Source organism: Stenotrophomonas sp. PAMC25021, from assembly GCF_004795795.1.
Lineage (GTDB): Bacteria > Pseudomonadota > Gammaproteobacteria > Xanthomonadales > Xanthomonadaceae > Stenotrophomonas > Stenotrophomonas muris.
Genome location: NZ_CP039255.1, coordinates 3,102,383 through 3,127,862 on the forward strand (window position 1 = coordinate 3,102,383; position 25,480 = coordinate 3,127,862).

Below are 25,480 nucleotides of genomic sequence, written 5' to 3' on the forward strand. Positions count from 1 at the left end.
TTCCCATGTCTGTTTTGATTAACAAGAACACCAAGGTGATCGTGCAGGGCTTCACCGGCCAGCAGGGCACCTTCCACGCCACTCAGATGATCGAGTACGGCACCCAGGTTGTTGGCGGCGTGACCCCGGGCAAGGGTGGCACCACCCACATCGACCTGCCGGTCTTCAACACCGTTGCCGACGCCGTGCAGAGCACCGGCGCCAACGCTTCGGTCATCTACGTGCCGCCGCCGTACGCGGCCGACGCGATCCTGGAAGCCGCTGCTGCCGGCATCAAGGTCATCGTCTGCATCACCGAAGGCATCCCGGTGCTGGACATGCTGCGCGTCAAGAACGTGCTGACCCGTTCGCATCCGGACACCGTGCTGATCGGGCCGAACTGCCCGGGCGTCATCACCCCGGGTGAGTGCAAGATCGGCATCATGCCGGGCCACATCCACCAGCCGGGCAAGATCGGTATCGTGTCGCGTTCGGGCACCCTGACCTATGAAGCGGTCAAGCAGACCACCGAAGTCGGCCTGGGCCAGTCCACCTGCATCGGCATCGGTGGTGACCCGATCAACGGCCTGAACTTCGTCGACTGCCTGAAGCTGTTCAACGAAGACCCGCAGACCGAAGGCATCATCATGGTTGGCGAGATCGGCGGTGACGCTGAAGAAGCCGGCGCCGAGTACATCAAGAACCACGTGAAGAAGCCGGTCGTCGGTTTCATCGCCGGTGCGTCGGCTCCGGCCGGCAAGCGCATGGGCCACGCGGGCGCGATCGCCTCGGGCGGCAAGGGCACTGCCGAAGGCAAGTTCGCCGCCATGGAAGCTGCCGGTGTTGTCACCGTCCGCTCGCCGGGCGATCTGGGCGCTGCCATCGCCAAGCTGGTGAAATAAGATCGACTGCCTCCGGCAGACGATGCTGTAGAGCCGGCCGCTGGCCGGCTGCTTGAACACAGAAAGGCCGCCTCCGGGCGGCCTTTCTGCGTCTGGTGTGGGGCAGATCCCTTTTGCTGCGCAAAACGGATCTGACCCCGGCGTTACAATGGCGGCATTGCAACCACAGGCTGGAATCCCATGGCTTCGATCCGCATCGCGATGGCGCAGTTCGACTTCCCGGTCGGCGATGTCGCCGGCAACACCGAGCGCATCATCGAGATGATCGGCCAGGCGCGCGACGAGTACGGCGCCGAGCTGGTGATGTTCCCCGAGCTGGCGGTGAGCGGCTACCCGCCGGAAGACCTGCTGCTGCGCCCGGGCTTCCTGTACGAGTGCGAGCAGGCGATGGCCCGCATCGCTGCCGCCTGCCGCGGCATCACCGCCGTGGTCGGCTGGCCGCAGGCGGCTGGCGCGGTGGTCTACAACGCCGCCAGCGTGCTGCGTGACGGCCTGGTCGAGCAGACCTACCGCAAGCGTGAGCTGCCCAACTACGCCGTGTTCGACGAGCGCCGCTACTTCGATGTCGATCCGGATGGCGGCAGCTGCGTGTTCGAGGTCAACGGTATTCCGGTTGGCCTGCTGATCTGCGAGGACCTGTGGTTTGCCGAGCCGCTGGCCGACACCATGCGCGCCGGTGCGCAGCTGGTGGTGGTGCCGAATGCTTCGCCGTACGAGCGTGGCAAGCATGCCCAGCGCGACGCCGTGCTGGCTGCACGTACCCGCGAGAGCGGGGCGGCGATCGCCTATCTCAACGTGGTTGGCGGCCAGGACGCGCTGGTGTTCGATGGCGCCTCGGTGGTGGCCGACGGTGATGGCACGGTGCACCCGGCCGCTGCTGCCTTCGTCGACCAGTGGCTGGTGGTGGAGTACGACGGCGCCAGCCGCCGCTTCATGCCGCACGTGTGGATGGACGACGGCGACGAGAGCATGGACGCGCTGGCCTGGCGCGCGGTGACCCGTGGCATCCAGGACTACTGCCGCAAGAACGGCTTCAAGAAAGTGTGGCTGGGCCTGTCCGGCGGCATCGACTCGGCGATCGTGCTGGCCATGGCGGTCGACGCGATGGGCGCGGAGAACGTAACCGCCGTGCGCCTGCCGTCGCGCTACACCGCGGGCCTGTCCAACGACCTGGCGGCCGAGCAGTGCCAGGCGCTGGGCGTGAAGCTGGAGACGGTGTCGATCGAGCCGGCGTTCAAGGGCCTGATGGAAGCGTTGGCGCCGATGTTCGAGGGCACCGCGCCGGACGTGACCGAAGAGAACCTGCAGTCGCGCAGCCGCGGGGTGATCCTGATGGCGCTGGCCAACAAGTTCGGCGGCTTGCTGCTGACCACCGGCAACAAGAGCGAGTACGCGGTCGGCTACGCCACCATCTACGGCGACATGTGCGGTGGCTATGCGCCGCTGAAGGACCTGTACAAGACCGAAGTGTTCGGCCTGTCCAAGTGGCGCAATACCGTGGGCGGCGCACCGGTGATCCCGCCGGCGGTGATCAGCCGCCCGCCGTCGGCCGAGCTGCGCGAGAACCAGCTGGACCAGGATTCGTTGCCGGCCTATGACGTGCTGGACGGCATCCTGTACCGCTACATCGACCAGGAGCAGTCGCGCACGGAGATCGTGGCGGCCGGCTATGACGCGGCCGTGGTCGACCGCGTGCTGCGGCTGGTGCGCATCAGCGAGTGGAAGCGGCACCAGGCCGCGCCGGGGCCGAAGGTCTCGCGCCGCGCCTTTGGCCGCGAGCGTCGTTACCCGATCAGCAACGGCTACAAGGGCTGAGGCAGCGGTTGGCAGGTAGTGCCGGCCGCTGGCCGGCAACGCCCTATAGCGCGTATCCACGCATGGCGTGGATCTACTGCATTCGGTAGTGCCGGCCGCTGGCCGGCAACTTCCTGGATCGCGTATCCGGCATGGCGTGGATCTACCGGGCTTCGTCGAGCCGTTGTTCGAGGCCTGCGATCTCCGCAGCGTCGTTGAAGTGGTCGCCCTCCAGTCGTGCACGCACGAACGCCAGGGCATCCGCCGCCGCCGCATCCAGCGTGCCGCGATGATCGACCGGGTAGCGCCGGAACGCGACCGGCTCACCTCGCAAGGCCAGGCTTGCGGCGTACAGCAGGGTGGTCAGATAGGGCACGTCGCGGTCCTCGCTGCCATGGGCCAGCATCAGCGGCTGGCTGAAGCCGCGGCGCGGTACACCCAGATAGTCGTACAGCACCGCCCAGATGCCCGGCACGCTGGTCAGTGGTGCAGTAAACATGCTGCCGGTATCGGCGCCGTCCAGCGTGGCGGTCAGTTCGCTCAGGCACTGCTCGCGGGCCACTGCCACACGGGCACGGCCTGCGTCGCTGAGGACGCGGTCGATCTGAGGCGCGGCCTGCAGCAGGCCGTCGAGCAGATACGCGTGATATGCGTTGGGTGCGCCAGGATTGGCGGTGCGGTTGCCGGGATTCATCACCAGCGCGGTCAGTTCGACTGCGGTGGGCGTTCCGGCGGTGAAACTGCCGCGGTACTGCAGGGATGGGCCGCCATGGGAGGCGGCCAGATGGCCTGCTGTCAATGCGGCCGCGCCCCCCTGCGAATATCCGACCGAGACCCAGCGCGGCGACAATGTTGCCGTCCCCAGGTACTGGCGGCTGGCCTTGACCATGTCGATGGCGTTGCGCGCCGCGGTACGCACGTGCAGGTAGGCATGATTGCCTGGGCTGCCCAGGCCCTGGTAGTCGGCGGCGGCGACGGCATAGCCCTGGGCCAGGAACACGTCCAGGAAGCGTCCGTCGCGTTCGGCATGGGTGGGGCCGGAGACCGAGGGCGCACAGCGATCCGCAATGCCCTGAGTGCCATGTGCCCAGGACACCACCGGCCACCCGCCCGCAGGCGCCGCGCCGGCGGGCAGGTACAGCAGGCCGGTGCCTTCGGCCAGCTGGCCGCGGTGGTCCGGGGTGCGGTAGTGCAGCTTGTAGGCCTGCGCGGCCCTGGACGGCACCCATGACGCGCGATAGGGGGCAGCAGACAGCAGATCGCCCGGCGCGGCCGGTGCAGCGGCCAGGGGGCGCGGGGATAGCGCCAGCAGGGCGGTGGCGATGAGGCAGGACAGGGGACGGAAACTGCAGCGCAGTGGGGCCATGGGACGCTCCGTGATGGCCGGTGTGGCCGTTGCGCCGCAGTGTGGAGCGCCTCACCCAGGCGGGCTGCGACCGGCGTCGCATCCGCGCTGGATTCGTAGCATTCCTAGGTTCGGGCCTAGGTGGCGGCCCCGGCGCGGGGAGGCGGATGAGGAAAGCAGTCGAGCGTGGCTCGACTCCACAAAGAAGAAGGGCCCCTTTCGGGGCCCTCTCTTATTTCTTTTCCAGTCGCGCGTTGCGCTGGCCGGTGCTGGCGGACTTCTCGCCGGCGAACGGGTTCAGCTTGCGGATCATCCACGGGTACTTCGGCCACTTGCCTTCCAGCCACGGGTGATCCGGCTGGTTCAGCTGCAGGACGCGACGGGCGTCGTCGGCCAGGGTCTTGTTGCCCAGGTGGGTGTAGGAATCGGCCAGCACGGCCACGGCGTCGTACTGGAAGGCGCTCTGCGGGTAGGTTTCCAGCAGGTAGTTGGCGCGGCCCACGGCCGAGACCCAGGCGCCGCGGCGCATGTAGTACAGGGCGTTGTCCAGCTCGTGCTGGGCGAACACGTCACGCAGCTCCAGCATGCGCTGGCGCGCATCGGCGGCGTAGCGGCTGTTCGGGTAACGATCAACCACGATGTTGAAGTCCGAGTACGCCTGGTGCGGCGTGGACAGGTCGCGGCGGCTGGCATCCAGCGACCATACGCGGCGCAGGAAAACCGTACTGCGGTTGGAGTTGGCCAGGCCACGCAGGTAGTACAGGTACGCAATGTTGCGGTGGGTCGGGTAGGTGCGGATGAAGCGGTCGATGCTGGACACCGCGTCATCGTGCTTGCCGGCCTTGTACTGGGCGTAGGCGGTTTCGATCATCGCCTGCTCGGTGTACGGGCCGTACGGATACTGGGCCACCAGGCGGCGGAAGCTGGCTTCGGCGCCGCTCCAGTTGCCGCCCTGCATCAGCTTGTGGCTTTTCTCGTACAGCTGTTCGACCGGCACGCCTTCGTCGGGGCGATCACCCTTCTTGGCGCCGCGGTGGCAGCCGGTTGCGGCGATGACCAGCACCAGCAGCAGGGCGGTGAGGCGGACGGGCGCGGAGAGCATGGCGGAGCGTCGGATCATGGGGTCGAGGCGGGACGCGGCTGGAATACGAAGGGTCGATGATAGCCTAGTGTCCTGTCCAGCGACTGAAACCGGCCGCCGGGACCCCAAAATTTCAAAGAATGCCCCCTGCCATGTCTGAACAACCCTCTGAATCGGCCCGCCAGGCCATCGTCCCCGACACCGCTGCCGGCCGTCGTTTCGATGCCGTCGTGGCCGAACTGTTCCCCGAATATTCGCGTTCGCGCCTGACCGAGTGGATCAAGTCCGGTGACGTCCTGCTGGACGGCGCCCAGGTGCGCCCGCGCGATCCGCTGCGCGGCGGCGAGGTGGTGACCCTCCATGTGGTGCTGGAAACCCAGACCGACGCCCAGCCGGAGGACATCCCGCTGGACGTGCTGTTCGAGGACGAGCATGTGCTGGTGATCAACAAGCCGGTCGGCCTGGTGGTCCACCCCGGCGCCGGCAACCACAGCGGCACCCTGGTCAACGCGCTGCTGTTCCGCGACCCCTCGGTGGCGGTGCTGCCGCGCGCGGGCATCGTGCACCGCCTGGACAAGGACACCAGCGGCGTGATGGTGGTGGCCAAGACCCTGGAAGCGCAGACTGCATTGGTCGAGCAACTGGCGGCCCGTGACGTGCACCGCCAGTACCTGGCCATCGTGATGGGCGCGCTGGTGGCAGGCGGTACCGCCGATGCCCCGATCGACCGCCACCCGCGCGACCGGCTGAAGATGGCGGTGCGCGAAGACGGCAAGGAAGCGGTGACCCACTACCGCCTGCGCGAGCGCTTCCGTGCGCACACCGCGCTGGAGTGCCGCCTGGAAACCGGCCGTACCCACCAGATCCGCGTGCACATGGCACACGTGCGCCATCCGATCATCGGCGACCCGCTGTACGGCGGTGCGCTGAAGCTGCCCAAGGGTGCCAGCGACGAGCTGGTGGCCGCGCTGCGCGGCTTCAAGCGCCAGGCCTTGCACGCCGAGACCCTGGAGTTCATGCATCCGATCACTGGTGAGCCGGTGCGCAATACCGCGCCGGTGCCGGAGGACATGCTGCACCTGATGAAGGTGCTGCGCGAAGACAGCGAAGCCTTCGCCGCCCGCGAGCGGGATCGCTGGTGATGGCCGCCGCGCTGCCGTTGCTGCAGGCGGACTGGCCGGCGCCGGCAGGCGTCCATGCGCTGACCACGCGTCGGCATGGCGCGGGCATCTCGCCGGCGCCGTTCGCGCAGTTCAACCTCGGCAACCGGCACGCGGCCGATGGTGATACCCCGGCCAACGTGGAGCACAACCGCAAGCTGCTGCAGGAGGGGCTGGCACTGCCCTCGGCACCGCACTGGCTGCGCCAGGTGCACAGCAGCACCGTGCTGCGCTTCACCGCGCCACCGGTGCCCGGCACCAGCGAACCGGTGGCCGACGCCGCGGTGACTTCGGTGCCGGGCGTGGTGCTGGCGATCCTGACCGCCGACTGCCTGCCGGTGGTGTTTGCCGCGGCCGATGGCAGCGAGGTGGGTGCGGCCCATGCCGGCTGGCGTGGGCTGGCTGACGGCATGCTGGAGGCCACGGTGGCCGCCCTGCAGACGCCGCCGGCGCAGCTGCGGGCCTGGCTGGGCCCGGCCGCCGGGCCGTCCGACTATGAGATCGGCGAGGAGGTCTATCACGCCTTCGTCGGCCATGATCCGGCCGCCGAAGCGGCGTTCGTGGCGACCCGGCCGGGCCACTGGAAGGTGGACCTGTTCGCGCTGGCGCGGCAGCGGTTGCAGGCGGCGGGGATGGACCCGGCGCAGGTGTATGGCGGCACGGTGTCGACCATGGCCGATCCTGACCTGTATTCGCACCGGCGCGACCGTCGTACCGGGCGCATGGCGACCCTGGCCTGGATCGCGCCCTGACCCCGCCGCTGTTTGCGCGGGTGCTGGGGCCGGCCTTCGCCACTCTGGCAGCGCCGGTGCAGGCGCTGCATGCCGCGCCGTTGCCCTGCCGTTACGTGGGGCAGGCGCGCATCGTGAGGGGGCGGCACTGGCTGGTGCCGCTGCTGGCCACGTTGGCGCGGTTGCCGAAGGACGGCGACGCGCTGCCCACCGAAGTGGCGTTCAGTGCACGCGGGCAGGGCGAGCAGTGGGCGCGGCGGTTTGGCCGCTGGCCGATGGTGTCGCGGCTGTGGGCGCACGAAGGGCTTCTGCGCGAGCAACTGGGCGCGGTTCGCTTCGAGTTCGCGCTGCAGGCCCGCGAGGGTGGCATCGACTGGTCGGTGCGGCGGGTCTGGGCGTTCGGGCTGCTGCCGCTGCCGACGCGTTGGTTCGGCGGTGTGCGCTGCCGTGAAGCCTGGCGCGGCGAGCGTTACACTTTCCTGGTCGATGTGACGCTGCCCTGGGCCGGAGCCCTGATCCGCTATGAAGGCTGGCTCGAACCACAGTGACGGCGCCGCCGGGACTGGCAGCGCGGTGATCGTGTTCGACGGCGTGTGCGCCCTGTGCAACCGCTGGGTGCGCTTCCTGCTGCGTTTCGACCGCAAGGGGCGCTACCGTTTTGCGGCGATGCAGGGGCAGCAGGGCAGCGCGATGTTGCGCGCGCACGGGCTGGACCCGCAGGACCCGATGTCGTTCCTGCTGCTGGATGCGCAGGGCACCTGGACCGATACCGATGCCATCCTGCGTGTACTGGCCGGGCTGGGCGGTGGATGGCGCCTGAGCGGCGTACTGAAGGTGCTGCCGCGCGGACTGCGCGACGCGGCGTACCGCGCGCTGGCCCGCAACCGCTACCGCTGGTTCGGGCGGCATGATGCCTGTCATCTGCCCGCACCGGAGCAGGCAGCGCGATTCCTGGATTGAAGAAAAAGGGGACGGAGGGGATTAAGTCGTTTGTGCACAAACGACTTAATCCCCTCCGTCCCCTTTTTCCTCAGCCTTCCAGTGCGTCCAGGTAGCTGCGCCGCCAGTGGTTGATGTCGTAGGTGCGCAGGTGCTCCATCATGGCGTGCCAGCGCTCCTTGCGCTTGCGCAGCGACATCGTCGCCGCGGTGGCGATGGCGTCGGCAACGCCATCCAGGTCGTGCGGGTTCACCAGCAGTGCCTGCTTGAGTTCGTCGGCGGCGCCGGCCAGCAGCGACAGCACCAGCACGCCCGGGTCCTCCGGGTCCTGCGAGGCCACGTATTCCTTGGCCACCAGGTTCATGCCATCACGCAGCGGCGTGACCAGCCCCACCGCCGCTGCACGGTAGAAACCGGTGAGGGTGGCATGGGTGAAGTTCTGGTTGACGTAGCGCAGGGGTGTCCAGTCCGGCTCGGCGTGGCCACCGTTGATGTGGCCGGCGATCTGCTCCAGCTGGCTGCGCAGCTGCCGGTACTCGGTGACATCACCGCGCGAGACGGGGGCGATCTGCAGGTAGGTCAGCGACCCGCGCTGGTCGGGATGGCGCTCAAGGTACCGTTCGAAGCCGAGGAAGCGCTCGGGCAGGCCCTTGGAATAATCCAGGCGATCAACGCCGATCGCCAGTTGGCGATCACGCAGGCTGGCGCGCAGGTTCTTTACGGCGGCCTTGGTGGCGGCGGTACCGGCCTGGCGCGCGATCAGCTCGGTGTCGATGCCGATCGGGAACGCCGCCGCGCGGAAACGACGCCCGCCCGGTGCCTCCAGCTCGCCGTTGGCGAGTACCCGCCCCCCGCCGAACAGGCGCAGGTAGGTCTGGAAGCGATCGGCATCGCGCTGGGTCTGGAAGCCCACCAGGTCATACGCGTAGAGCGCGGAGAACAACCGCAGGTGGTCGGGCATCGCCTGCAGCAGGTCGGCCGAGGGCATCGGGATGTGCAGGAAGAAGCCGATGCGGCAGCCGATGCCACGCTCGCGCAGCAATGCGCCAAGCGGGATCAGGTGATAGTCGTGGATCCAGACGATGTCATCCTCGCGCAGCAAGGGCGCGAGCTTGTCGGCGAACAGTGCGTTGACCTTGTGGTAGGTCTCGCGGGTGGCACGGTCGTAGTCGACCAGATCCAGGCGGAAGTGCAGCAGCGGCCACAGCGTGCGGTTGGCAAAGCCGTTGTAGTAGCCGTCCACCTCGCGCTTGCTCAGGTCCATGGTGACGTAGTCGATGTCACCGTCTTTCTGCCGGTGCAGCGTGCCGCTGCCGTCCTTTACCGTCTTGCCGCTCCAGCCGAACCACAGGCCGCCGCGTTCCTTCAGGGCGGCCAGCAGGCCGACAGCCAGGCCGCCGGCGCGGTTCTCGCCGGGTACGGCCACACGATTTGAAACCACCACCAGACGACTCACGATGCCTCCTGCCAGGACCGCGACAGGCGCATCGCGGCAGTGATCAGGCCGACGTGCGAATAGGTCTGCGGGAAATTGCCCCAGGCCTCGCCGCTGTCGAAGGCCAGATCCTCCGACAGCAGGCCCAGGTGGTTGCGCTGCTTCAGCAGCAGCTCGAACATCTCGCGCGCCTCGTCCATGCGCCCGATCGCCGCCAGCGCATCGATGTACCAGAACGTGCAGATGGTGAAGCTGGTCTCCGGCTCGCCGAAGTCATCCGGCGCGACATAGCGGTACAGCGAATTGCCATGCTTGAGGTCGCGGCCGATCGCATCGACGGTGGCGATGAAGCGGGCGTCCATCGCATCGATGAAGCCGATGTCGGCCAGCAGCAGGAGCGAGGCGTCCAGGCGATGGCCGCCGAAGGTATCGGTGAAGTGGCCCAGTTCCTCATTCCAGGACTCGGCCATGATGCGCGCATGGATGGTGTCGGCGCGCTCGCGCCAGTAGTGTGCACGGTCATCGCGCTTCAGGCGCACGGCGATCTTGCACAGGCGGTCGCAGGCGGCCCAGCACATCGCGCTGGTGTAGGTGTGTACCTCGGTGCGGCCACGGAACTCCCACAGGCCCGCATCGGGCACGTCATGCAGGGCGAAGGCCTGTTCGCCCAGCGGTTCGAGGCGGGCGAAGGTGTGCGCGTCGCCGGGATCCTGCAGGCGGCGGTCGAAGAACAGCTGCGTGGAGGCCAGCACCACGCTGCCGTAGACATCGTGCTGGCGCTGCACCCAGGCCAGGTTGCCGCGGCGTACCGGGCCCATGCCGCGATAACCGGACAGGCTGGGCACTTCGTCTTCGTCCAGCTTGGCTTCAAAGCCGATGCCATACAGCGGCTGCAGCGTGCCGTCGGTGGTGGCCAGGTTGAAGATGTAGCCGAGGAACTGTTCCATCGTGCGCGTTGCGCCGAGACGGTTCAGCGCCCGCACCACGAAAGCTGCGTCACGCAGCCAGCAGTAGCGGTAGTCCCAGTTGCGCACGCTGCCGGGTGCTTCTGGAATGGAAGTGGTCATCGCCGCGATGATCGCGCCGCTGTCCTCGTACTGGCACAGCTTCAACGTGATCGCACTGCGGATGACCGCGTCCTGCCACTCCAGTGGAATGGACAGGTAGCGCACCCATTCGCGCCAGTAGTCGCGGGTGCGCTGGAAGGCTTCCTGCACGTAGCCGCTGATCGACCGGTTGAGTGACTCATCCACGCCCAGGATCAGGTGGATGGGATGGTTGAGCACGAACGGCAGGCCATCGCGCACGAAGCGCACCGGCACATCGGTGGTCAGCCGCAGCACGTGCTCCGGCAGGATCCAGCGCACATGGTTGCTGCCCCAGGTCGACTCTGGCACGCGTGCGCCCCAGTCGGCCAGCGGGCGCGCACGCACGGTGATGCGCGGGCTGCCAGCCAGCGGACGCACCTGGCGGATCAGGCTGACCGGCCGGTAGAAGCGGTCGTTCTGCCGCCAGCGGGGGGCGAAATCCAGGATTTCCAGTTCGCCGCCGTGCGCGTCGCGGAGCACCGTGCGCAGGATCGCCGTGTTGGTGAGGTATTCCTGCTCGCTGCTGGCGAAGTCTTCCAGCTCGATGGCGAAGTCGCCACCGGTCTGCTGGTTGGGGCCGAGCAGCGCACAGAAGGTAGGGTCGCCGTCGAAGGTGGGCAGGCAGCTCCAGGCAACGCGGGCACGTTTGTCGACCAGGGCGCCGAAGCTGCCGTTGCCGACCACGCCCAGATCAAGATCGGGTTGGGTCATCACGCGGTACATCTCGGTTGCGGCCGTGGGGGGTGGCCGGGTCAATAGGCATTCTCACGCAGCCAGGCGTGCACGCTGCGTATGTCGGGCAGCGCGAACACCGCCGCGCTGGGTTCACGTTCACCCACCAGCACGCTCCAGCCATGCTGGCTGTTGGCGGCATCGAAGCCGAATTCATCGGTGAGGTCGTCACCGAGAAACACCGGCAGGCGGCCGCGGAAGGGCAGGTACTGCATCATCCGGCGCACGGCACGGCCCTTGTCGGTGCCGACGGGCACGAACTCGACCACATGGTCGCCGGGTTGCAGGCGGTAGCTGGCGCGGCCCCGCACGTGGCGATCGGCGAAGGCGCGCACATCACTTGCCGCGTGCGGCGCACCGCGCCAATGCAGGGCCAGGCCGACGCCCTTGTCTTCCACCAGCACGCCGGGATGGCCGTGGGCAAAGCGCATCGCCTGCTGGTGCAGCGCGTGCAGCCACTCGGCGGTGTCGTCGTCGTGCTCGTCGCGCAGCACACGACCGTCCTCGCCGCGCAGTTCGTGCCCATGCAGGCCGGCGGCAGGCAGCTGGAGGGGAGCGAACAGCTGGTCCAGCTGTTCAAGCGGTCGGCCACTGACCAGTGCCACGGCGCCTTCCAGGCGGTCACTGATGCGGCCGATGGCTTCGCGCACATCCGGCAGGAGCTGCACGGCATCCGGTCGTGCAGCGAATTCGATGAGGGTGCCATCGACATCGAGGAACAACGCACAGGCGTCGTCCAGCAATGGCGGTGGCGGACGCAGGGGGAGCGGTTCAGCCATGACGACCAGCCTGCCAGCCTGAGCGTGTACGTGGGGTCGAGGGCAGGCTGCGGATCAGCTTCGGTGGGTGCCGACCGTTGGTCGGCACGGCAGGTCAGCCTGCATCCAGCCCAAACAGCGCGGACCAACGGTCCGCACCCACCCAATGCGATCAGAACGTATAGCGGACGCGGCCGTAGTAGTACGCGCCGTTGCTGCCGATCGGCGACAGCACGTCGTACGGCAGGTTGCCGAAGTAGTGGATATCGCTGTTGGATCGATCCGGGTAGTTGTCGGTCAGGTTCTGGCCGCCGATGGCCACGCTCCATTGCGGGGTAATGCGGTACTCGACTTCGGCATCCAGCTGCCATTCGGCCTGGTAGGTCTGGCGCGGGATGTAGCCATCACCGAAGTTGAACACCCGGGTGGCGCTGCCGTAACGGTTCACGCGGGTGCTCAGCGACCAGTGGTCGTTGCTCCAGGCGGCCGAGAAGCTGCCACGCGTGCGCGGGGTGGCATCGGTCAGGGTGTTGGTCTCCTCGATGCCGAACAGTACGTAGTCCGGGTTCAGCGCGCGCAGCTGCGCCGGCGTGGCCAGCACATTCTTCAGCGTGGTCTTGGTGTAGGCGTAGGTGCCGGTCAGCAGCAGCTGGCCATCGCCCAGCGACTGCCGCCAGTTGCTTACCAGCTCGGCGCCACGGGTGCGGGTATCGGCGGCATTGACGAAGAAGCTGGCGCTCTGCAGGCCACTGACGCCGTAGCTGGCGGCCACGTAATCGGTCAGCGCATCGCCGGTGATGCTCTCCGACAGCGCGATGCGGTCGTCGATATCGATCTGGAAGAAGTCCAGCGACAGGTCGAAATGCTCGCCGATGCGGCTGGTGAAGCCCAGCGAGGTGTTGATCGACTTCTCCGGCTTCAGGTTCTGCGCACCCAGGCCACGCGCGATCGGATTGTTGACCGACAGCAGCCGGCCCTGCACCAGCTGGCCGCCGGCGTTGTAGCCGGTGGAGGTGGATTCGTAGCCGATCTGCGCCAGCGACGGAGCGCGGAAATTGTTGGAGATGGCACCGCGCAGTGCGAACGCCGGGGTGAATTCGTAGCGCAGGCCGAGCTTGCCGGTCAGTTCGCCGCCAAAGTCGTCGTTGTGCTCGTAGCGCGCGGCCAGGTCGGTGGAGAACTTCTCGCCGAACTGGCTGGACAGGCTGGCATAGGCGCTGGCCACGTCGCGCGACAGGGTGGCGGCGTCCTGTGGGGTCAGGCCGCCACCGGCCTGCGAGCCGGTCGGGCGGTCGGTGTACGGGCCCGCCGCATAGCTGGCCGGGTCGCCGGGGCGGGTCTGGTAGCGCTCATGGCGCGCTTCCACGCCCAGGCCCAGCGTGTGGCTGATGCTGTCGCTCTGGGTGAACACGCGGCTCAGATCGAGGTTGCCCACGGTCTGCGCGTACTCGTAGTCGGCGGTCTTGAAGCGGGTCGGGCTGGTCGGGCCCAGCGATGCGTTGAGCGAATCACGCAGGCGGTAGGTGAAGTCGTTCTGGCCGTAATCCAGGCTGCTGTCGTAGCTCCATTCGCCCCACTGGCCGCGCACGCCGGCCACGGCCTGTACGTCGCGGTTCTCGCCTTCGGAGATCGGTCGGTAGCCGTTCGGATAGACCTGCTTCCAGTTGGCATCGCCATCGGGATAGCGGAAGTAGTTGGCGCCTTCGGTATCGCGCTGGTTGAAGGTGCCGAACGCGTAGAACGTCGAGGTCTGGCCCACCGGAATCTCGGTGTTCAGCCACAGGTTGATGTCCTTGCTCTTGCCATCGCCCAGCACATAGTTGCGCTTGCCCTGCAGCGCCAGGTTGTCCGGCGTCTGGTCCCACGGCGGAATCTGGTCGAAGCCGGCGCGGTTGGTGCCGTTGCGGTGCTTGTATTCCAGGCCGACGCGCAGGAAGCCGCCGTCCTCGCCCAGCGAAGTACCGACCTTGGCGCTGACGTTGCCGGTCTGGCCGTCGGTGAGGGTGCGGCCGATCGGCTTGAGGTCGGTGTGGTTGGCACCGTAGCTGGCCTCGATCTCGCCACCGTCGCCGCCGTTGTCGAGGATCACGTTGATCACGCCGGCCACGGCGTCCGATCCGTAAAGCGCACCGGCACCATCGCGCAGCACTTCGATGCGCTTGATCGCGCTGACCGGGATCGCATTGAAATCGACCGGGGTGGTGCCCTTGCCGATCTTGCTGTCGGTGTTGACCAGCGCGGTGTGGTGGCGGCGCTTGCCGTTGACCAGCACCAGCACCTGGTCGGGGGACAGGCCACGCAACTGTGCGGCGCGCACGTGGTCGGCGCCACCGGAGTTGGATTGGCGCGGGAAGTTGAACGACGGCAGCAGCGCCTGCAGCGCGCTGCCCAGTTCACCGTTGACCACGCCGGCCTTGCGGATGTCCTCGGCGGTGAGCACATCCACCGGCGAGGTGGATTCGAGCACGGTGCGGTCTGCGGCACGGGTGCCGGTGACGATCACGGTGTCCAGGTTGGTGGCGTCCTGGGCCAGGGCCGGGACGGCAGCGGAGGAAAGCGCGAGGGCGATGGCGAGGCCGAGCGGCGACGCGGGCAGGCGGGCGGACATGGAGGGCTCCAGCAACAACGACGACGGGGAAGGGGGGAGATAGTTTCACTTACATCCATCCGGATGAAGCGATATATTATCTTCGCGTGATGGCCGGTGCCGATGCAAGTCCCTGCCGGTCCGGCATGAGCTGATGCCCGGTTGGCATCAGCACGCCGGGCCGGTGGCGCTGTACGCTGCCGGCTTGCCCTGTCCCCCTTCCCCGGAGCTGTACCGATGAAACACCTTGGCCTCGTCTTCGCCGTGCTGCTGGCCACCAGTGGCTGCGCCAGCCTGTCTTCGCAGGCGCCCAGCGCCTATGCCACGGCCACCACCGCCGAACTGAAGGGCGATGCCGCCCGCCCTTCCGCCGGCCATGGCTGGGTGCGCAGCGAGCTGTACTTCGGCGTAGGCGAGGAGCAGGGGGCCGGCAACCGCCCGCAGGCCGACACCATCAGCGACGCGCAGTGGCGCGCCTTCCTTGACAAGGAAGTAACGCCGCGCTTCCCGGACGGCCTGACCGTGTTTGATGCCTACGGCCAGTGGCTGTTCCGCGGCGATGCCGCGCCCAACCGCCTGCGCACCAAGGTGCTGGTGGTGCTGCACGAGGACACCCCGCAGCGCCGCGCCGACATCGAGGCGATCCGCCTGGCGTGGAAGCAGCAGACCAGGCATCAGTCGGTGCTGTGGTCGCGGCAGCCGGTCGAGGTATCGTTCTGAGTTGAAGGTGCCGCCGCGGTGCTGCAGGGAGCAATGATGAACTACAGGGAATGCCTGCTGGGCCTGGCATTGGCAGGCGTACTGGCACCGACGGCGCAGGCGGGTGGGGACGACGGAGAAACGCTGCGCTTCCAGGTGGCCGCGCATGTGCAGGCGCATGCCGATCCGCAGCAGGACGGCAGCATCGCGGTGCAGCTGTCACCGTCAGGCAAGCGCCAGACGCTTGAGGGCGCGGCCGATGCCGACGGCAATTCGCGATGGTCGCTCGAAGATGTCGATTTCGATGGCTACCCGGAACTGGTCGCGCGCGCCTCGATGGGCATGGTCAACGAAGCGGTGACGGTGTACCGCTTCGATCCGGCCAGTGCCGGGTTCCGCGCGCTGCAGGCCGACACCCACGGCAAGGACAGTTGCGGTGACCTGATGGGGCTGGCGGTCGACCGTCCGAGCCGCACGCTGACCAGCAGCTGCCGCAGCGGCCCGATGTGGTACACCGACCAGTACCGGTTTGCAGGCGCGAAGCTCTATCTGTACCGCGCCGAGAGCGTGCTGATGCTGGGCGATACGTTGAACGCCGCGCTGCAGTGGGAACAGACCGGCGAGCAGGGCCCGCTGGCGGTCTGGCGCACCTATGATGCCGCCGGCCGGGTGCTGGAAAGTGCCATCGCCGATGGCCTGGGTGCACCGCCGGATGGACCGTTGCGTGGCCAGCAGGCCACCGTGGTACCCGCGCGGCTGTTCCTGTTCGATCGACCCGGCGCATCCAGCACCAGGCGTTACCTGGTGCAGGGAGACCGCGTGGAGATGCTGGATGAACAGGATGGCTGGGTGAAGCTGCGCTACCGCAACCCGAAGCAGGGCGCGGTGGAGGGCTGGATCAACGTCAACGATTGACTCGATCTCCGCCGGTAGTTTGCCTATCGAGGTGATGTGCGCCTTGCCCACGGAGGCATCACTTCTTCGGGTCTAGCCTCGGATGCTCTCCCCTCGAGGATGTATCCGATGAGCAAGCGCGTTGCCGAGATCGTTGTCGATACCCTGCAGCAGGCGGGCGTCCGCCGCTGTTACGGCATCGTTGGCGATACCTTGAATCACGTCACCGATGCCCTGCACCGCAGTGAAATCGACTGGGTACATGTGCGCCACGAAGAAGTGGCCGGCTTCGCTGCCGGCGCCGATTCGCTGGTGAGCGGCGAGTTGACCGCCTGTGCGGGTTCTTGTGGTCCCGGTGGCCTGCACTTCATCAACGGCGTCTTCGAGAGCAATCGCAACCGTGCACCGATGGTACTGATCGCCAGCCAGGTGGTGACCAGTGAGCTGGGCATGGAATTTCCGCAGGAAGTGGACTTCAAGGCGGTGTATGCCAGTTGTTCGGTGTTCTGCGAGCAGGTGCACAGCCCGGAGCAGGCGCGGCGCGTCGTGGCCCTGGCCTGCCAGGCCGCGATCAGCCGCCGTGGCGTGGCGGTGGTGATCCTGCCGGCCGACATCAGCCAGGCCGAGGTGAAGCACGATGTGCCGTTCTCGGTGCACTACACCCAGCCGGTGCTGCGCCCGTCCGATGCCGAGCTGCAGCGCATCACCGAACTGCTGGGGCAGGGCAAGCGCATCGGCATCTATGCCGGTGCCGGTTGCCAGGGCGCGCACGCGCAGCTGCTGGAGCTGGCCCGGCGCCTGCAGGCGCCCATCGCGCATACCTCGCGCGCCAAGGATTTCGTCGAGCCGGACAACCCGTACAACATGGGCATGACCGGCATCTTCGGCATCGAATCCGGCTTCCACACGCTGATGGAGTGCGACACGCTGCTGCTGCTCGGCGCCGATTTCGCCTGGGGCCAGTTCTACCCGGACAAGGCCACGATCATCCAGGTCGACCGCGATGGCAGCCACCTCGGCCGCCGCCACCCGGTGAACCTCGGCGTGGTCGGTGACATCGCACCGACGCTGGACGCGCTGCTGCCGATGCTGCCGCCGCGCGAGGACAGCAGTTTCCTGGACGAGTGCATCGGGCATCGCGACAAGGCGCTGAAGAAGCGCGAACAGGAAGAACAACCGGGCGAGGGTGAACTGATCCATCCGCAGCACCTGACGGCATTGCTGTCGAGGCATGCCAGCGACGATGCGCTGTTCACCGCCGACGGCGGTTCGCCGATGGTGTGGGTGCTGCGCCATATCCGCGTCAACGGCCGCCGCCGCACGCTGACCAGCCTGCTGCACGGCACGATGGCCAACGCGATGCCGCAGGCGCTGGGCCTGCAGAAGGCCTTCCCCGGCCGGCAGGTGATCTCGCTGTCCGGTGATGGTGGCCTGGCGATGCTGCTGGGTGACCTGCTCACGGCAGTGCAGGAGAACCTGCCGATCAAGGTGGTGGTGTTCAACAATGGTTCGCTGAACTTCGTCGAGCTGGAGCAGAAGGTGGAGGGCCTGCTGGACAACTACACCGACCTGAAGAACCCGGACTTCGGCCGCCTGGCCGAGGTCATCGGCTTCCACGGCCGCACGGTGACCCGCAGCGAGGATCTGGAAGAGGCGGTGCTGGATTTGCTGTCCCAGCGCGGCCCGGCGCTGCTGGACGTGCATACCAGCCGCGCGGAGCTGGTGATGCCGCCGCAGATCGAGGCCAAGCAGGTGGCCGGTACGGCGTTGTACGCGGCCAAGGCAGTGTTGAACGGCCGCTTCGACGACGTGAAGCATCTGCTGGTGGACAACTTCCTGAAGAAGTAGAGGGTTGGTCGATGCAGGGCTGCGCCCTGCACCCGCGGTAGTGCCGGCCGCTCAGAAGCAACGGCGGCCATCCGTGTGGTAGGTGTCGACCTTGGTCGACACGGTAGATCCACGCCATGCGTGGATGAACGAACGAATGATCGAAATAATCTTCTGTAGAGCCGAGCCATGCTCGGCTCAGAGCCTTCGCGTACAGCGGGCGAGCATGGGCTCGGCACTGCAGCGAGAGCCTGCCTTGGCTTTGGATCTTTTGATCTTCTTCCGTGGCTGCCGCGCGCAGGAAACTGTCAGGGGTCGGTCGGGTGGGCTGCGCAGGACCGTTGGCGCCATGGATGGCGCCATCGAGCCCCCGTGGGTGAGGGCGCTTTGCTTGCGAAGCACTGCTTCGCAAGGCCCGAACGCACAGCCGCCAGCGGCTGGGCCGGTCTGGGGATTTACGGCGTGTCCTGCGCAGCCCCCCGACCGGCCGAACTCGCAATGCCGGTCGACTAACAGTCGACTCTACCCGCGACCAGCCACGAGGGGCCCCGCCGTTGGCTGGAACCCATCATTCCACGACGGAATTGGCGCGCCGGCCCCGCTGGGCCTACCATCGGCGCTCCCCACCCCCACCGCCCCTTCCATGTCCGCTCCCGCTTCCGCCGTACCGCGTCGCTGGTTCGTCGCCGGCGACTTCAACGGCTTCTTCGGCCTGGTCGTCGACAACCTCTCCATCCTCGGCTTCATCGCCATGGCCCTGGTCGGGATCTTCCAGTTCCCCGCCGACGTGGTGTTCGGCCGCATGTTCCCCGGCACCGCCTTTGGCGTGCTGGTCGGCAACCTGCTGTACACCCTGATGGCGCGCCGGCTGGCGGCACGTACCGGCCGCGACGATGTCACCGCCATGCCGCTCGGCCTGGATGCCCCCACCAGCATCGGCATGGCCCTGCTGGTGCTCGGCCCGGCCTTCCTCGCCTTCAAGCAGCAGGGCATGGATCCGCATGCTGCGGGCATCGCCACCTGGCAGCTGGGCATGGCCGCGCTGGTCATCATGGGCGTGCTCAAGTTCGTGCTGTCGTTCTTCGGTGAAGCGGTCACCCGCGCACTGCCGCGAGCTGCGCTGCTGGGTTCCATCGCCGGCATCGCGCTGGTGCTGATGGGCCTGCTGCCGCTGCTGGAAACGCTGCGCTCGCCGCTGGTCGGCTTCACCACGCTGGGCCTGCTGCTGTATGTGCTGATCGCCAAGGGCAAGCTGCCGGTGCGTGGCCCGGGCGTGCTGCTGGCCTTCGTGTTCGGCACCGTGCTGTATTACGGCCTTGGACTGGCCGGGCTGGGCGCGCCCGGCTTCCATGTGCCGGAATGGGTGCCGCCGCAGGTGGTGCTGCCGCTGCCGACGCTGGGCTTCCTTGAGGGCCTGCCCACGGCGATGACCTACCTGCCGCTGCTGCTGCCGTTCGGCCTGCTGATGGTGGTCGGCGGCATCAATGTGTCTGAGAGCGCACGCGCGGCTGGCGATGACTACCGCACCCGCGACATCCTGCTGGTGGAGGCGGTGGCTACGCTGGTGGCAGGCGTCTGTGGCGGTGTCGCGCAGACCACGCCGTACATCGGCCAGCCGGCCTACAAGCACATGGGCGCGCGCAGCGGCTACACGCTGCTGACCGGCCTGTTCGTCGGCATCGGCGGCATGCTCGGCATCATCTCCGGGCTGGTGCAGTGGCTGCCGCTGGCGGTGCTGGCACCGATCATCGTGTACGTGGCCATCGACATCACCACCCAGGCCTTCCAGGCCACGCCGCGCCACCATACCGGCGCGATGGTGTTCGGTTTCCTGCCGTCGGTGGCCTACCTGCTGGCGATCAAGGCGCCCGGCTGGATCGCACCGGACCAGCTGCCGCAGCTGCTGACCAAGCTCGACGGCCATGGCCTGCCCGAGCTGGCGGTGATTTTCACCCTCGGCAACGGCTTCATCATCACCTCGATGCTGTGGATCTCGGCGGTAGCCGCGATGGTCGATGGCCGCCTGCGCCGTGCCTGCGGCTTCCTGCTGGTGGCGGCGGTGCTGACCCTGTTCGGCCTGATCCATTCGGTGGACCCGCGTGGCGGCATCTACCTGCCGTGGGATCTGGACGGGCTGGCACGCATCATCAGCTTGCAGTTCGCCGGCGCCTACGTGGCATTGGCGCTGCTGCTGGGCCTGCTGTCGCTGCAGAAGCAGCCGGTGAAACCGCTGGATGATCGCACCGATCATTGACTGGTGACGCCGGGCATGGCCCGGCGTTACCGCTCCTTCCACTTCTGGTGCTTTGTAGAGCCGAGCCTGCGCTCGGCTGCTCTGAGCCGAGCATGGCTCGGCTCTACAGGGGCGTGTTGCAGGCGGCGAATGATCACAGCGCGCTCTGCCGGCCAGCGGCCGGCACTACCGTTCGGCGTCCAGTTCCGGGTAATGGCGGAAGATGCCGTTGGTGTTGAACGGCAACCGCCGCTCAGACGCCAGATAGGCGGCGATGTTGGGTCGTTTCGCCACTCGTTCCTGCAGCGCGCGCAGCCGGGGCAGGGTGGGGCCGAGCGCCTGCATGCGGCGCGGAAACATGTAGTCCAGCCCGCTCAGCAGCTGGAACAGTGACAGATCCACATAGGAGTGCTCGCGCAGTGCATGGCGGCCACCGTTGGCGGCCATCACCTGCTCGAAATAGCCGAGGAACTTGGGCAGGCGCTCGCTGCGCAGTGACGCGGCTCGTGCCCTGGCCTCGGTCTTCTGCTGTTCGTAGTACTTCGATGCGGCGATCGGATGGTGGGTGTCGTGCACCTCGGCTACCAGGTCGGCGATGGTCAACTGCAGTTGCAGCGCCTGCATCCGCCGCGATGCGGCCTGCGGCACCAGGTCCAGCGTCGGGCCGAGGAAATCCAGGATCGCCGCGACCTGCGCGATGACCTGGCGGCCGGCCTTCAGGAACGGCGGCGCAAAGGGCTGTGCCCCTTCGTTGCGACCCTCCAGAAACGGCTGCATCACCGCATCGCCGTGCACCCGCGCCATGTCGATGTAGTCGGCGCCGGCATCTTCCAGCGCCAGGCGCACGAACTCGCCACGGCCCTGGATGCCGGTCCAGTAGTACAGCGCGTACTGCATGGCAGAGTCTCCACGGGACAGGACTCCTAGCCTCGCGCGGGTGGCGCAAAGCAGACGTGAGCGCGGCCTTGCTGCAGGTCTCAACCCGAACGGCAGCGGAACAGGCGGGGAACCGGCTGCAATCGATGGGGTCACACCTTCTCCATTGCGTGTGAAACGAGGTGCTGCATCATGCAGAGTGGAAAGGCGGTCTGGCCCTGGGTGTTGGGTGTGGTGGTGATCGGCGGCGCGGGCGGCTGGTTGTTCCGCGATCAGCTGAAGAGCCTGGCCGACGGTGTCCCGGTGCCGGTGCAATCAAGCCCTGCCAGTACCAGTGCACCGGCACAACCGCAGGCGGCCGCAGAGCCCGCGCCAGCACCACCATCGATCAGGCATCCGCTGGATACTGAGGCCGCCGCCGACCCGGCGCTGCCGAAACTGGCTGACAGCGATGCCGCGGCCTGGGGCGCACTGAGCCAGCTGTTCCAGGGCGAGGGACCGCTGACCCTGCTGCTGCGTGATCACCTGATCCAGCGCCTGGTCACCCAGGTCGACAACCTGGACAAGCCCAGCGTGCCGCCGACCGCGCTGGCCGCGCGGCCGCTGCCGGGCAATCTGCAGGTCGATACGGGCGAAGGCGGCGAACGCATCGCCGCCAGCAATGCGGCACGCTATGCGCCTTACGTACTGGCGTTCACTGCGCTGGACCCGGCGGCAACGGCTACCGCTTACAAGCGCTTCTATCCGCTGATCCAGCAGGCCTATGCCGACCTTGGCCGGCCCGAGGGTTATTTCAACGACCGCCTGGTCATGGTGATCGACCACCTGCTGGACACCCCGGAACTGGCCCAGTCGCCGCTGGTGCAGCGCGATGAACGCGGCCGCTATCGCTTCGTCGATCCCGCCCTGCAGTCACGCTCGATCGGGCAGAAGGCCCTGCTACGCATGGATCCTGCACAGGCGCGGGCGATCAAGCAGCAGCTGCGGGCGATCCGCAGCGCGATCACCCGCTGAGCCCGTCCACCGTACGGAACTGATCGGGATCAACGCGCCGACCACACGCGCTCCGGCATGCTGGCCGCAGGCTGACTGGCCCCGGGGTGCAGTCGCAGCCACCCTTGAAACCGGGTGGGGCAACCGCATCTTTCCAGCATTGCCGGCCCAGGCCGGCCCTGATGACCGATGAGGATTCGCAATGCGGATGGACAAGCTCACCTCGCGTTTCCAGCAGGCGCTGGCAGACGCACAGTCGTTGGCCGTGGGCCGCGACAACAGCATCATCGAACCGGTTCACCTGTTCAGCGCGCTGCTGGACCAGCAGGGTGGCAGCACGCGCCCGCTGCTGGCCCAGGCCGGGGTGAACGTGCCGGTGCTGCGCGAGCGCCTGACCGAGGCGCTGGACGCACTGCCCAAGGTATCCGGCCAAGCCGGCAACGTCTCGATGGGCAACGATCTGGGGCGCCTGCTGAACCAGACCGACAAGCTGGCGCAGCAGCACGGGGACGCCTTCATTGCCAGCGAGTGGTTCGTGCTGGCGGCGCTGGACGATGGCGGCACGCTGGGCATGGCGCTGCGCGCCGCCGGTGTCGACAAGACGCGCCTGCAGGCGGCGATCGACAAGCTGCGTGGCGGCGAGAACGTGCAGTCGGAGAATGCCGAGGAGCAGCGGCAGGCGCTGGAGAAGTACACCATCGACCTGACCGCGCGGGCCGAGAGCGGCAAGCTCGACCCGGTGATCGGCCGTGACGAGGAAATCCGCCGCACCATCCAGGTGCTGCAGCGCCGGACCAAGAACAACCCGGTGCTGATCGGCGAACCCGGCGTGGGCAAGACTGCGATCGTGGAAGGGCTGGCCCAGCGCATCATCAACGACGAAGTACCCGAGGGCCTGCGCGGCAAGCGCGTGCTGTCGCTGGACATGGGCGCGCTGATCGCCGGGGCCAAGTTCCGCGGCGAATTCGAGGAGCGCCTGAAGGGTGTACTCAACGATCTGGCCAAGAACGAAGGCCAGATCATCCTGTTCATCGATGAACTGCACACCATGGTCGGCGCGGGCAAGGCCGACGGCGCGATGGATGCCGGCAACATGCTGAAGCCGGCGCTGGCACGCGGCGAGCTGCACTGCATCGGTGCGACCACGCTGGACGAATACCGCAAGTACATCGAGAAGGACGCTGCGCTGGAGCGCCGCTTCCAGAAAGTGTTCGTCGGTGAGCCGTCGGTGGAGGACACCATCGCGATCCTGCGCGGGCTGAAGGAAAAGTACGCCGTGCACCACGGGGTGGAGATCACCGACCCGGCCATCGTGGCCGCCGCCACGCTGTCCAACCGCTACATCACCGATCGCCAGCTGCCGGACAAGGCCATCGACCTGATGGACGAGGCGGCCTCGCGCCTGCGCATGGAGATCGACTCCAAGCCGGAGGAGCTGGATCGCCTGGAACGCCGGGTGATCCAGCTGAAGATCCAGCGCGAGATGCTGAAGAAGGAAAAGGACGAAGCCTCGCGGCAGCGGCTGGCCGACCTGGAGAACGACATCGACGGGCTGGAGCGCGAGTTCTCCGACCTCAATGAAATCTGGAAGTCGGAGAAGGCTGCGCTGCAGGGCGCCACCAAGATCAAGGAGCAGGTCGAGCAGGCCAAGCTGGAACTGGAAGCCGCGCAGCGCCGCCAGGATTTCGCCAAGATGAGCGAGATCCAGTACGGCCTGTTGCCGCAGCTGGAAAAGCAGCTGGCCGCGGCCCAGGAAGCCGAGCACAAGGACTTCAAGCTGGTGCAGGACCGGGTCACCGACGAGGAGATCGCCGAGGTCGTGTCGCGCTGGACCGGCATTCCGGTCAACAAGATGCTCGAAGGCGAGCGCGACAAGCTGCTGCGCATGGAAGAAGTGCTGCACAACCGTGTGGTCGGCCAGGAGGAAGCGATCAAGGTCGTCTCCGATGCCGTGCGCCGTTCGCGTGCAGGCCTGTCCGATCCGAACCGTCCGGCCGGCTCGTTCCTGTTCCTCGGCCCGACCGGCGTCGGCAAGACCGAGCTGTGCAAGTCGCTGGCCGAATTCCTGTTCGACAGCGCCGACGCGATGATCCGCATCGACATGAGCGAATTCATGGAGAAGCACAGCGTCGCCCGCCTGATCGGCGCCCCCCCGGGTTACGTGGGCTACGAGGAAGGCGGCTACCTGACCGAGGCGGTGCGCCGTCGCCCGTATTCGCTGATCCTGCTGGACGAAGTGGAGAAGGCGCATCCGGATGTGTTCAACATCCTGCTGCAGGTGCTGGACGATGGCCGCCTGACCGATGGCCAGGGCCGCACCGTGGACTTCCGCAATACCGTCATCGTGATGACCTCGAACCTGGGCTCGCACCAGATCCAGGACATGAGCGCCGACGACAGCCCGGAGGCCTACACGCAGATGAAGGCAGCGGTGATGGGCGTGGTGCAGGCGCACTTCCGTCCGGAGTTCATCAACCGCCTGGACGACATCGTGGTGTTCCACCCGCTGGACAAGCAGCAGATCAAGCAGATCGCGCGCATCCAGATGCGCGGGCTTGAGAAGCGGCTGGCCGAGCGCGGGTTGAAGCTGGCGGTCTCCGATGCGGCGTTCGACCTGCTCGGCAACGTCGGCTTCGATCCGGTGTACGGCGCGCGCCCGTTGAAGCGTGCGATCCAGTCGCAGCTGGAAAACCCGCTGGCGCAGCAGATCCTGTCCGGCGCCTTCGTCAACGGCGATACCATCGAAGTCGGCAACGACGGTGGTCGCCTGGTGTTCGCCAAGGCTTGAACCGGTGGCGCCCCGGCCATGGCTGGGGCGCCATCCGAGCCTTGGCAGCGCACGATGGTCCTGTTTCACTTTCGCAAGGATGAGGAGAACCGCATGGACGTTGCCCGCAGGGCTTCACTCTGCATGACGCTGGCGTTGGCTGCTGTTTGTGGACACGCCGCGGCCGCCGAACAGGTCCAGCTGCCCCCGATGAAGGGCTACCAGCAGGCCCACCAGAGCACCGACGCTCAAGGCAACCGCATCACCGAGTACGTGCCACAGGGCCAGACCGTGCACGACTGGACCGACATGGTCACCGTCAACGATGCGCCGAACAGTGGCCATGTGAGTCCGCGTGAGTTCCTCGGCATCATCGAGGCGGGGTGGCGCATCGCCTGTCCGGCGGCGCAGAGCCACTGGATCCGCGAAGGTGAAGAAGGGGGACGGCCCTTCGCCCTGCTGATGCTCAGCTGCCCGCGGAATCCGGGGACAGGCAAGCCCGAGTTCACCTGGATCAAGGGCGTGCAGGGCAGGCAGGGCTTCCACACCGTGCAGAAGTCGTTCCGCTCCGAGCCGGAGAAGGAGGACGTCGTGCAGTGGATCGGCTGGCTGCGCGAGGTCGGGTTGTGCGGCAACGGCGACGCACCGGCCTGCCGCTGA

Annotated in this window: 20 protein-coding genes; 13 read left to right on the plus strand and 7 right to left on the minus strand. The window is 67.3% G+C overall.

The window, feature by feature from the left end; genetic code table 11:
• The first annotated feature begins 5 nt into the window (after window positions 1–5).
• Together sucD and E5790_RS14450 are read left to right on the plus strand one after the other, a co-directional pair.
• The gene (gene sucD / locus E5790_RS14445) at window positions 6–881 is read left to right on the plus strand and encodes a succinate--CoA ligase subunit alpha (RefSeq protein WP_005410793.1); all 876 of its coding nucleotides are present in this window, start codon (window positions 6–8) and stop codon (window positions 879–881) included.
• A 180-nt stretch (window positions 882–1,061) separates the two neighbouring features.
• Entirely contained in the window at window positions 1,062–2,696 is a 1,635-nt protein-coding gene (locus tag E5790_RS14450; RefSeq protein ID WP_111206597.1) for an NAD+ synthase, read from the plus strand.
• A gap of 142 nt (window positions 2,697–2,838) precedes the next feature.
• On the opposite strand, the gene E5790_RS14455 is transcribed toward E5790_RS14450, so the two are convergent.
• Window positions 2,839–4,041, minus strand: coding sequence for a lipase family protein (locus E5790_RS14455; RefSeq protein ID WP_111206595.1), 1,203 nt, complete (start codon window positions 4,039–4,041; stop codon window positions 2,839–2,841).
• 211 nt (window positions 4,042–4,252) lie between these two features.
• Entirely contained in the window at window positions 4,253–5,140 is an 888-nt protein-coding gene (locus E5790_RS14460) for an outer membrane protein assembly factor BamD (protein ID WP_032960726.1), read from the minus strand.
• 113 nt (window positions 5,141–5,253) lie between these two features.
• Between E5790_RS14460 and rluD the strand changes: the two genes are divergently transcribed.
• From rluD to E5790_RS14480, 4 genes are read left to right on the plus strand one after another with little or no spacing between them, the layout of a single operon-like run.
• Window positions 5,254–6,243 (plus strand): 23S rRNA pseudouridine(1911/1915/1917) synthase RluD, encoded by a 990-nt coding sequence (rluD, locus tag E5790_RS14465; protein WP_014038257.1) that lies wholly within the window; start codon window positions 5,254–5,256, stop codon window positions 6,241–6,243.
• The gene (gene pgeF / locus E5790_RS14470) at window positions 6,243–7,013 is read left to right on the plus strand and encodes a peptidoglycan editing factor PgeF (protein WP_111206593.1); all 771 of its coding nucleotides are present in this window, start codon (window positions 6,243–6,245) and stop codon (window positions 7,011–7,013) included. Before rluD ends, pgeF begins: the two co-directional genes overlap by 1 nt.
• A 20-nt stretch (window positions 7,014–7,033) precedes the next feature.
• Window positions 7,034–7,540 (plus strand): DUF4166 domain-containing protein, encoded by a 507-nt coding sequence (locus E5790_RS14475; RefSeq protein WP_049440363.1) that lies wholly within the window; start codon window positions 7,034–7,036, stop codon window positions 7,538–7,540.
• Window positions 7,515–7,952 carry a thiol-disulfide oxidoreductase DCC family protein gene (locus E5790_RS14480; RefSeq protein ID WP_111206591.1) on the plus strand — a complete coding sequence of 146 codons (438 nt, stop codon included), beginning with the start codon at window positions 7,515–7,517 and terminating at the stop codon, window positions 7,950–7,952. The genes E5790_RS14475 and E5790_RS14480 overlap by 26 nt, the downstream gene beginning before the upstream one ends.
• 70 nt (window positions 7,953–8,022) lie before the next feature.
• On the opposite strand, the gene otsA is transcribed toward E5790_RS14480, so the two are convergent.
• From otsA to E5790_RS14500, 4 genes are all read right to left on the minus strand, one after another.
• Window positions 8,023–9,387, minus strand: a complete 1,365-nt coding sequence (gene otsA, locus E5790_RS14485) for an alpha,alpha-trehalose-phosphate synthase (UDP-forming) (RefSeq protein WP_014648191.1) — start codon at window positions 9,385–9,387, stop codon at window positions 8,023–8,025.
• Complete coding sequence (locus E5790_RS14490) at window positions 9,384–11,165, minus strand: glycoside hydrolase family 15 protein (RefSeq protein ID WP_111206620.1); 1,782 nt, start codon at window positions 11,163–11,165, stop codon at window positions 9,384–9,386. The genes otsA and E5790_RS14490 overlap by 4 nt, the downstream gene beginning before the upstream one ends.
• 41 nt (window positions 11,166–11,206) lie before the next feature.
• The gene (otsB, locus tag E5790_RS14495; protein WP_014648189.1) at window positions 11,207–11,965 is read right to left on the minus strand and encodes a trehalose-phosphatase; all 759 of its coding nucleotides are present in this window, start codon (window positions 11,963–11,965) and stop codon (window positions 11,207–11,209) included.
• A 151-nt stretch (window positions 11,966–12,116) separates the two neighbouring features.
• A complete protein-coding gene (locus E5790_RS14500) occupies window positions 12,117–14,552 on the minus strand; it encodes a TonB-dependent receptor (protein ID WP_111206589.1) in 2,436 nt (811 codons plus the stop codon).
• A 216-nt stretch (window positions 14,553–14,768) separates the two neighbouring features.
• On the opposite strand from E5790_RS14500, the gene E5790_RS14505 reads away from it, so the two are divergent.
• The 4 genes from E5790_RS14505 (at window position 14,769) to E5790_RS14520 (ending at window position 20,205) form a co-directional block, all read left to right on the plus strand.
• On the plus strand, window positions 14,769–15,251 hold the full coding sequence (locus E5790_RS14505) for a DUF3574 domain-containing protein (protein WP_032957546.1): 483 nt from the start codon (window positions 14,769–14,771) through the stop codon (window positions 15,249–15,251).
• A gap of 36 nt (window positions 15,252–15,287) precedes the next feature.
• A complete protein-coding gene (locus E5790_RS14510) occupies window positions 15,288–16,145 on the plus strand; it encodes an SH3 domain-containing protein (RefSeq protein ID WP_111206618.1) in 858 nt (285 codons plus the stop codon).
• 108 nt (window positions 16,146–16,253) lie between these two features.
• Window positions 16,254–17,972, plus strand: a complete 1,719-nt coding sequence (locus E5790_RS14515; RefSeq protein ID WP_111206587.1) for a thiamine pyrophosphate-dependent enzyme — start codon at window positions 16,254–16,256, stop codon at window positions 17,970–17,972.
• Window positions 17,973–18,594: 622 nt separating this feature from the next.
• Window positions 18,595–20,205: a hypothetical protein gene (locus tag E5790_RS14520; protein WP_111205398.1), complete on the plus strand. Its 1,611-nt coding sequence runs from the start codon at window positions 18,595–18,597 to the stop codon at window positions 20,203–20,205.
• A gap of 165 nt (window positions 20,206–20,370) precedes the next feature.
• Here E5790_RS14520 and E5790_RS14525 read toward each other — a convergent pair whose 3' ends face one another.
• A complete protein-coding gene (locus tag E5790_RS14525) occupies window positions 20,371–21,081 on the minus strand; it encodes a glutathione S-transferase (protein ID WP_053495831.1) in 711 nt (236 codons plus the stop codon).
• Window positions 21,082–21,252: 171 nt separating this feature from the next.
• Here E5790_RS14525 and E5790_RS14530 point away from each other — a divergent pair, with 171 nt between their 5' ends.
• The 3 genes from E5790_RS14530 (at window position 21,253) to E5790_RS14540 (ending at window position 25,480) form a co-directional block, all read left to right on the plus strand.
• On the plus strand, window positions 21,253–22,074 hold the full coding sequence (locus E5790_RS14530) for a DUF3014 domain-containing protein (protein ID WP_111205397.1): 822 nt from the start codon (window positions 21,253–21,255) through the stop codon (window positions 22,072–22,074).
• A gap of 181 nt (window positions 22,075–22,255) precedes the next feature.
• Window positions 22,256–24,841 carry an ATP-dependent chaperone ClpB gene (gene clpB, locus E5790_RS14535; RefSeq protein ID WP_111205396.1) on the plus strand — a complete coding sequence of 862 codons (2,586 nt, stop codon included), beginning with the start codon at window positions 22,256–22,258 and terminating at the stop codon, window positions 24,839–24,841.
• 93 nt (window positions 24,842–24,934) lie between these two features.
• Window positions 24,935–25,480: a hypothetical protein gene (locus E5790_RS14540; RefSeq protein ID WP_227864321.1), complete on the plus strand. Its 546-nt coding sequence runs from the start codon at window positions 24,935–24,937 to the stop codon at window positions 25,478–25,480.